Annotated in this window: 6 protein-coding genes and 1 pseudogene; 6 read left to right on the top strand and 1 reads right to left on the bottom strand. The window is 57.2% G+C overall.

The window, feature by feature from the left end:
• Nucleotides 1–236, top strand: a pseudogene (locus KGB23_RS09415) (IS4 family transposase); the annotation flags it as partial.
• 173 nt (nt 237–409) lie between these two features.
• Here KGB23_RS09415 and gltA read toward each other — a convergent pair.
• Nucleotides 410–1,699 (bottom strand): citrate synthase, encoded by a 1,290-nt coding sequence (gene gltA / locus KGB23_RS09410; protein WP_095130070.1) that lies wholly within the window; start codon nt 1,697–1,699, stop codon nt 410–412.
• 363 nt (nt 1,700–2,062) lie between these two features.
• On the opposite strand from gltA, the gene sdhC reads away from it, so the two are divergent.
• The 5 genes from sdhC (at nt 2,063) to KGB23_RS09385 (ending at nt 8,388) form a co-directional block, all read left to right on the top strand.
• Nucleotides 2,063–2,437 carry a succinate dehydrogenase, cytochrome b556 subunit gene (sdhC, locus tag KGB23_RS09405; RefSeq protein ID WP_015096190.1) on the top strand — a complete coding sequence of 125 codons (375 nt, stop codon included), beginning with the start codon at nt 2,063–2,065 and terminating at the stop codon, nt 2,435–2,437.
• On the top strand, nt 2,431–2,799 hold the full coding sequence (gene sdhD, locus KGB23_RS09400) for a succinate dehydrogenase, hydrophobic membrane anchor protein (RefSeq protein ID WP_007977503.1): 369 nt from the start codon (nt 2,431–2,433) through the stop codon (nt 2,797–2,799). Before sdhC ends, sdhD begins: the two co-directional genes overlap by 7 nt.
• Nucleotides 2,800–2,802: 3 nt before the next feature.
• Nucleotides 2,803–4,578 carry a succinate dehydrogenase flavoprotein subunit gene (gene sdhA / locus KGB23_RS09395; protein WP_223430807.1) on the top strand — a complete coding sequence of 592 codons (1,776 nt, stop codon included), beginning with the start codon at nt 2,803–2,805 and terminating at the stop codon, nt 4,576–4,578.
• An 11-nt stretch (nt 4,579–4,589) separates the two neighbouring features.
• Nucleotides 4,590–5,294: a succinate dehydrogenase iron-sulfur subunit gene (locus tag KGB23_RS09390; protein WP_046048041.1), complete on the top strand. Its 705-nt coding sequence runs from the start codon at nt 4,590–4,592 to the stop codon at nt 5,292–5,294.
• Between the two features lie 262 nt (nt 5,295–5,556).
• Complete coding sequence (locus KGB23_RS09385; protein WP_223430805.1) at nt 5,557–8,388, top strand: 2-oxoglutarate dehydrogenase E1 component; 2,832 nt, start codon at nt 5,557–5,559, stop codon at nt 8,386–8,388.
• The last annotated feature ends 32 nt before the right edge of the window (nt 8,389–8,420 follow it).

The raw sequence follows: 8,420 nt of genomic DNA, 5'->3' as shown, positions 1-8,420 counted from the left end.
GTTACGAGGGTATGCAAATAGCTCTGCCAGCAGAGCACTCATCCATTCCGATCCCCGCAGGAGGGCTGGCTCAGTACCTGCTTGCACTCGCTCGAAACATCCAGCCCAAAGCGGTCGTCAAGAGCAAGCGAGGTCCGAAGGTGCCCAAAACAAAGGAGTGGCTTGAAGGCAAAGCCGCGAATGCCCACGTGTCGACGGATCGGGTGCTCAAGGCCGCTAAAGTCAAAAGACCTTGAAAGGGCTGGCTGTAAAAGCGAAACCATAATCAGCCGTTACCGCAGAAACGGATATGTACACGACCAAAAACCCAGTCGGCCCTCAGGCCGCTGAACCAGCGCAAACAAAAACGGCCTCTATATAAATAGAGGCCGTTCCCGGTGCAACTCAAGACGTTATCGCAAGACAGGTCTTATTTGCGGTCTTCCAGCTTGGTAATGTCACGCGACTCGTAGCCGGTGTACAGCTGGCGCGGACGGCCAATCTTGTACGGGCTGGAGAGCATTTCTTTCCAGTGGGAGATCCAGCCGACAGTCCGCGCCAAAGCGAAGATCACGGTGAACATGCTGGTTGGAATGCCGATCGCCTTGAGGATGATCCCCGAGTAGAAGTCGACGTTCGGGTACAGCGAGCGTTCGATGAAGTACGGGTCGGTCAGGGCGATCTCTTCCAGACGCATGGCCAGTTCGAGTTGCGGATCGTTGGTGATGCCCAGTTCTTTCAGCACTTCGTCGCAGGTCTGCTTCATGACTGTTGCGCGTGGGTCGCGGTTTTTGTAAACCCGGTGACCGAAGCCCATCAGTTTGAACGGATCGTTCTTGTCCTTGGCCTTGGCGATGTACTTGTCGATGTTCGACACATCGCCAATTTCATCGAGCATGGTCAGAACAGCTTCGTTCGCGCCGCCGTGGGCAGGGCCCCACAGTGCAGCGATGCCGGCGGCGATACAGGCGAACGGGTTGGCGCCCGAAGAACCGGCCAGGCGTACGGTGGAAGTCGATGCGTTCTGCTCGTGGTCGGCATGGAGGATGAAGATCTTGTCCATGGCGCTGGCGAGTACCGGACTGATCGGTTTGATCTCGCACGGGGTGTTGAACATCATGTGCAGGAAGTTTTCCGCGTACGTCAGGTCATTGCGCGGGTACATCATGGGTTGCCCCATCGAGTACTTGTAAACCATTGCTGCCAGGGTCGGCATCTTGGCAACCAGACGGATCGCGGAAATTTCGCGATGCTGCGGGTTATTGATGTCCAGGGAGTCGTGGTAGAAGGCCGAGAGGGCGCCGACTACGCCGCACATGACGGCCATCGGGTGGGCGTCGCGACGGAAACCGTTGAAGAACGTCTTCAACTGCTCGTGAACCATGGTGTGGTTTTTCACGGTGCTGACGAACTGGGCCTTCTGTTCTGCGGTCGGCAATTCGCCGTTGAGCAGCAGATAGCAGGTTTCCAGGTAGTCCGACTTTTCAGCCAGCTGTTCGATCGGGTAGCCGCGGTGCAGCAGAATGCCGTTGTCGCCGTCGATATAGGTGATCTTCGACTCGCAGGAAGCTGTCGACATGAAACCAGGGTCAAAGGTGAAACGGCCCGTGGCCGTCAGGCCCCGAACATCGATAACATCGGGACCAACGGTGCCGGTTAAAATGGGCAGCTCGACGGGGGCTGCGCCCTCGATGATCAACTGCGCTTTTTTGTCAGCCATGTGGCCTCCTATTTATGCTTGAAATCATCAGACAGACCCCCCACGCAGGGCCCGCACCACTATAGTGAGATAAATTCGAATGTCAATTTGCCTAAAGTCTTGCTCCAGAAGGCTTTAACCGGACTTTTTCCTCGAAATTGACTGCCATTTACGCCTTTTATACGACTTGTGCAATGAGCTATTAGGGGAAGGTGAACGCGTTGTCATTAGTAGCCTAACTGTCTATACTCGGCCACCGACCGCCAGGGGCTTTTGGGCCTGAGTTATTGGGGGTCGCATCCCTGGGTGGTGGTTACCTGACCAGTGCACTCCCCAACAACTTTGCCCTGATTGTTAGGGGCTCTTCAGTGTGAAAAAAAAGCCGTGAAAAGCCAACGACCTGTAAACCTAGACCTAAGGACCATCAAACTCCCCATCACCGGCGTTACGTCGTTTCTTCACCGTGTTTCCGGCATCATCCTCTTCCTGGGCCTTGGCTTCATGCTTTATGCATTGGGCAAATCCCTGGGTTCCGAGGAAGGTTTTGCCGAGGTGAAGGCATGCTTGACCAGCCCGCTGGCCAAGTTCGTAGCATGGGGCCTCCTGTCCGCTCTTCTGTATCACCTGGTAGCCGGTGTGCGCCACTTGATCATGGATATGGGCATCGGCGAGACGCTTGAAGGCGGCCGCCTGGGCTCGAAAATTATCATCGCCGTTTCCGTGGTGTTGATCGTTCTGGCAGGAGTTTGGATATGGTAACCAGCGTTACGAACCTTTCGCGTTCGGGCCTCTATGACTGGATGGCGCAACGTGTGTCTGCGGTTGTTCTCGCGGCTTATTTCATCTTCCTGATCGGATACCTCGCGGCGAATCCGGGCATTGGCTACGACCAATGGCATGGCCTGTTCGCCCACAACGGAATGCGTATCTTCAGTCTGCTGGCCCTTGTGGCCCTTGGCGCTCACGCCTGGGTTGGCATGTGGACCATCGCGACCGACTACCTGACGCCGATGGCGCTGGGCAAGTCCGCGACTGCAGTACGTTTCCTCTTCCAGGCAGTATGCGGCGTTGCGATGTTCGCCTACTTCGTCTGGGGTGTGCAGATTCTTTGGGGTATCTGATTCATGTCTACTACAGTTAATACGCTTTCGTTCGACGCCATCATCATTGGCGGCGGCGGTGCTGGCATGCGCGCTGCTCTGCAGCTGGCACAGGGTGGTCACAAGACTGCCGTAGTTACCAAGGTTTTCCCGACTCGTTCGCACACTGTTTCCGCCCAGGGTGGTATCACCTGCGCCATCGCCTCGGCAGATCCGAACGATGACTGGCGCTGGCACATGTACGATACCGTCAAGGGTTCCGACTATATCGGTGACCAGGACGCTATCGAATACATGTGTTCCGTAGGCCCGGAAGCGGTCTTCGAACTCGAGCACATGGGCTTGCCGTTCTCCCGTACCGAACAAGGCCGCATCTATCAGCGTCCGTTCGGCGGTCAGTCGAAAGACTTCGGTAAAGGTGGCCAGGCTGCACGTACTTGCGCCGCTGCCGACCGTACCGGTCACGCACTGCTGCACACCCTGTACCAGGCCAACCTGAAGGCTGGCACCGTATTCCTCAACGAATACTACGGCGTCGACCTGGTGAAGAACGAAGACGGTGCCTTTGTCGGCATGATCGTCATCTGCATCGAAACCGGCGAAACTTCCTACGTCCGCGCTAACGCCACTGTACTGGCGACTGGCGGTGCAGGTCGTATCTACTCGTCCACCACCAATGCCCTGATCAACACCGGTGACGGCGTCGGCATGGCTCTGCGTGCTGGCGTGCCGGTACAAGACATTGAAATGTGGCAGTTCCACCCGACCGGCATCGCCGGTGCCGGTGTACTGGTTACTGAAGGTTGCCGCGGTGAAGGCGGTTACCTGATCAACAAGCACGGCGAGCGTTTCATGGAGCGTTATGCTCCGAACGCCAAAGACCTGGCTGGTCGTGACGTTGTTGCTCGCTCGATGGTTAAAGAAATCATCGCCGGCAACGGTTGCGGTCCGGATGGCGACCACGTAATGCTGAAACTCGATCACCTCGGTGAAGAAGTTCTGCACAGTCGTCTGCCAGGCATCATGGAACTGTCCAAGACTTTCGCCCACGTCGATCCAGCCGTGGCGCCGATTCCGGTCGTTCCAACCTGCCACTATATGATGGGCGGCGTGCCGACCAACATTCACGGTCAGGCAATCACTCAGGATGAAAACGGCGTTGACCAGATCATCCCGGGCCTGTTCGCAGTAGGCGAAGTGGCTTGCGTATCGGTTCACGGTGCCAACCGTCTGGGCGGCAACTCGCTGCTCGATCTGGTGGTATTCGGTCGTGCAGCCGGCCTGTTCCTGGAGCAGACCCTGAAAGAAGGCGTCGACTACACCCGCGCTCGCCAGTCCGACATCGACGCTGCCCTGGCACGTCTCGATGGCCTGAACTCGCGTACCGAAGGCGAAGACGTCGCCACCCTGCGTAAAGAACTGCAAAACTGCATGCAGAACTACTTCGGTGTATTCCGTACCGGCGAATACATGCAGAAGGGTATTGCTCAGCTGGCTGATCTGCGTGGCCGTATCGCCAACGTCAAGATCAACGACAAGAGCCAGGCGTTCAACACCGCTCGTATCGAAGCGCTGGAACTGCAGAACCTGCTGGAAGTGGCCGAAGCTACCGCCATCGCCGCAGAGATCCGCAAAGAGTCCCGCGGCGCTCACGCCCGTGAAGACTACGAAGACCGCGACGACGAAAACTGGCTGTGCCACACCCTGTACTTCCCGGGTGACAAGCGCGTAACCAAGCGTGCTGTGAACTTCTCGCCGAAGACTGTTCCGACTTTTGAACCTAAGATTCGGACTTATTAAGGGTGGCCGCCATGTTGCAAGTCAGTGTTTATCGCTACAACCCTGATCAGGACGCTGCGCCGTTCATGCAGGAATTTTCGGTCGATACCGGTGGTAAAGACCTGATGGTGCTGGATGTGCTGGCCCTGATCAAAGAGCAGGACGAAGGTTTCTCCTATCGTCGCTCTTGCCGTGAAGGTGTTTGCGGTTCCGACGGCATGAATATCAACGGCAAAAACGCTCTGGCGTGCGTCACGCCGCTGTCCGCTGTCGTGAAAGGTAACAAGCTGATCGTTCGTCCTCTGCCAGGTTTGCCGGTAATCCGTGACCTGGTCGTCGATATGAGCATCTTCTACAAGCAATACGAAAAGGTTAAGCCATACCTGCAGAACGACACGCCGGCTCCGGCCATCGAACGTCTGCAGACCCCTGAAGAGCGTGAAAAGCTCGACGGTCTGTACGAGTGCATCCTGTGCGCTTGCTGCTCGACCTCTTGCCCGTCCTTCTGGTGGAACCCGGACAAGTTCCTGGGTCCAGCTGCTCTGCTGCAAGCGTATCGCTTCCTGGCAGACAGCCGTGACACCAAGACTGCCGAGCGTCTGGCTTCGCTGGATGACCCGTTCAGCGTATTCCGCTGCCGCGGGATCATGAACTGCGTCAACGTCTGCCCGAAAGGCCTGAACCCGACTAAGGCCATCGGTCACGTACGTAACATGCTGCTGCAAAGCGGCGTGTGATTCAGCTGCTGTACCCGTAGGACCGCTGTACCCGTAGATGCTACGGCGCAGGCTTCAACCGGCGCCGTAGTTTTAACCTGAGCAGCAGCTTAAAAGGCTGCGGCTCTTATTTTGAAGAAATGAGACAAGCAGGGGCATCCGGGCTGGTACCCGGACTATCAGCGTGATCCTAAGTGGCTTGTTTTAGTCGCTGCATTCGGACTTCTGCAAGTGTGCTCGGTGTCGACGCCGGTGGTGTTCCCCTAACCGAGGGTGACCAAGCATGCAAGAAAGCGTGATGCAGCGCATGTGGAACAGCGCCTACCTATCCGGTAGTAACGCTGCCTATGTGGAAGAGCTCTACGAGCTCTACCTGCACGACCCTAACGCTGTGCCAGAAGAGTGGCGCACCTACTTCCAGAAGTTGCCTGCTGACGGCAACACTGCCACCGATGTTTCGCACTCCACAATTCGCGATCATTTCGTCTTGCTGGCAAAGAACCAGCGCCGCGCCCAACCGGTTTCCGCCGGCAGCGTGAGCAGTGAGCACGAGAAGAAGCAAGTTGAAGTGCTGCGATTGATCCAGGCCTACCGTATGCGTGGCCACCAGGCAGCCCAGCTTGACCCGCTGGGGCTGTGGCAGCGTCCTGCACCTGCAGACCTGTCGATCAATCATTACGGCTTGACCAATGCCGATCTTGATACGACCTTCCGTGCCGGCGACCTGTTCATCGGCAAAGAGGAGGCGAGCCTACGCGAAATTCACGAAGCGTTGCAGCAGACATATTGCCGCACCATCGGCGCTGAATTTACGCATATCACCGATTCCGAGCAGCGCCAGTGGTTCCAGCAGCGACTGGAAAGCGTGCGCGGTCGTCCAACGTACTCCGTCGACATCAAGAGCCACCTGCTCGAGCGTGTCACCGCCGGCGAAGGTCTGGAAAAATACCTGGGTACCAAATACCCGGGTACCAAGCGTTTCGGTCTGGAAGGCGGCGAGAGCCTGATTCCGATGCTCGACGAGCTGATCCAGCGTTCCGGTTCCTACGGCACCAAGGAAATCGTTATCGGCATGGCCCACCGTGGTCGTCTGAACGTGCTGGTCAACACCTTCGGCAAGAACCCGCGCGAGCTGTTCGACGAGTTTGAAGGCAAGAAGAAGGTCGAGTTGGGTTCCGGTGACGTTAAGTATCACCAGGGCTTCTCGTCCAACGTGATGACCACCGGCGGTGAAGTTCACCTGGCCATGGCGTTCAACCCGTCCCACCTGGAAATTGTTTCCCCGGTGGTCGAGGGTTCGGTTCGCGCCCGTCAGGATCGTCGTAACGACCCTACCGGTGAGAAGGTTCTGCCGATCTCCATCCACGGTGATGCGGCATTCGCCGGTCAAGGTGTGGTCATGGAAACCTTCCAGATGTCGCAGACCCGCGGTTTCAAGACCGGCGGCACCGTGCACATCGTGATCAACAACCAGGTCGGTTTCACCATCAGCAACCCGCTGGACTCGCGCTCCACCGAGTACGCGACCGACGTTGCGAAGATGATCCAGGCGCCGATCCTCCATGTGAATGGTGATGATCCGGAAGCTGTGTTGTTCGTGACCCAGCTGGCCATCGATTACCGCATGCAGTTCAAGCGTGACGTGGTGATCGACCTGGTCTGCTACCGTCGTCGTGGCCACAACGAGGCCGACGAGCCAAGCGGCACCCAGCCAATCATGTATCAGCAGATCACCAAACAGCGCACCACTCGTGAGCTGTATGCCGATCGTCTGACTCAAGGCGGTGTGCTGGATGCAGAGCGTGTTCAGGCGAAAGTCGACGAATACCGCAATGCGCTGGACAACGGTCTGCATGTTGTAAAAAGCCTGGTCAAAGAGCCGAACAAAGAGTTGTTCGTGGACTGGCGTCCGTATCTGGGCCACGCCTGGACCGCGCGTCACGACACTCGCTTCGATCTGAAAACCTTGCAGGAACTGTCCGCCAAGCTGCTGGAAATCCCGGAAGGCTTCGTGGTTCAGCGCCAGGTCTCGAAAATCTACGAAGACCGTCAAAAAATGCAAGCCGGCGGCCTGCCGATCAACTGGGGTTACGCCGAAACCATGGCGTACGCGACTCTGGCGTTCGAAGGTCACCCGATTCGCATGACGGGTCAGGACATCGGTCGCGGTACGTTCTCGCACCGTCACGCTGTCTTGCACAACCAGAAAGACGCGGGTACCTACGTCCCGCTGCAAAACCTGTACAAGGGCCAGCCACGTTTCGACCTGTACGATTCGTTCCTGTCCGAAGAAGCCGTGTTGGCGTTCGAATACGGTTACTCGACCACCACGCCTGAGGCGCTGGTGATCTGGGAAGCCCAGTTCGGCGACTTCGCCAACGGTGCCCAAGTGGTTATCGACCAGTTCATCACCAGTGGCGAGCACAAGTGGGGCCGTCTCTGCGGTCTGACCATGCTGCTGCCGCACGGTTATGAAGGTCAGGGTCCGGAGCACTCTTCGGCTCGTCTGGAGCGTTACCTGCAACTGTGCGCCGAGCACAACATTCAGGTCGCCGTCCCGACTACGCCGGCTCAGATCTACCACTTGCTGCGTCGTCAGGTGATTCGCCCGCTGCGCAAGCCGTTGATCGTTCTGACTCCGAAGTCGCTGTTGCGTCACAAACTGGCCATCTCGACCCTGGAAGATCTGGCCGAAGGTTCGTTCCAGACCGTTATCCCGGAAATCGATGCACTGGACCCGAAAAAGGTCGAGCGCATTGTTCTGTGTAGCGGCAAGGTCTACTACGACCTGTTGGAAAAACGCCGTGCCGAAGGTCGTGACGACATCGCCGTCGTGCGTATCGAGCAGCTGTACCCATTCCCTGAGGACGACTTGAACGAAGTCCTGGCTCCGTACACCAACCTCAAACATATCGTTTGGTGTCAGGAAGAGCCGATGAACCAGGGTGCCTGGTACTGCAGCCAACACCACATGCGCCGCATCGTTGGCAATCACAACAAGTCTCTCGTACTCGAGTACGCGGGCCGTGATGCTTCTGCTGCACCTGCTTGTGGTTATGCATCGATGCACGCTGAGCAGCAAGAAAAACTGCTGCAAGACGCCTTTACTGTTTAACGCCTTCGCGCACCTGAAACCGAATTTAAGGA

It is taken from the genome of Pseudomonas sp. GL-B-26 (assembly GCF_019947405.1).
In the GTDB taxonomy this organism is placed as follows: domain Bacteria; phylum Pseudomonadota; class Gammaproteobacteria; order Pseudomonadales; family Pseudomonadaceae; genus Aquipseudomonas.
This window is presented reverse-complemented; position numbering and strand designations above follow the sequence as displayed.

What these genes read in the sequence shown, in the direction of transcription:
- KGB23_RS09385 (WP_223430805.1), top strand. Translation starts at nt 5,557, where the DNA reads ATGCAAGAAAGCGTGATGCAGCGCATGTGGAACAGCGCCTACCTATCC.
- sdhD (WP_007977503.1), top strand. Translation starts at nt 2,431, where the DNA reads ATGGTAACCAGCGTTACGAACCTTTCGCGTTCGGGCCTCTATGACTGG.
- sdhA (WP_223430807.1), top strand. Translation starts at nt 2,803, where the DNA reads ATGTCTACTACAGTTAATACGCTTTCGTTCGACGCCATCATCATTGGC.
- gltA (WP_095130070.1), bottom strand. Translation starts at nt 1,699, where the DNA reads ATGGCTGACAAAAAAGCGCAGTTGATCATCGAGGGCGCAGCCCCCGTC.
- KGB23_RS09390 (WP_046048041.1), top strand. Translation starts at nt 4,590, where the DNA reads ATGTTGCAAGTCAGTGTTTATCGCTACAACCCTGATCAGGACGCTGCG.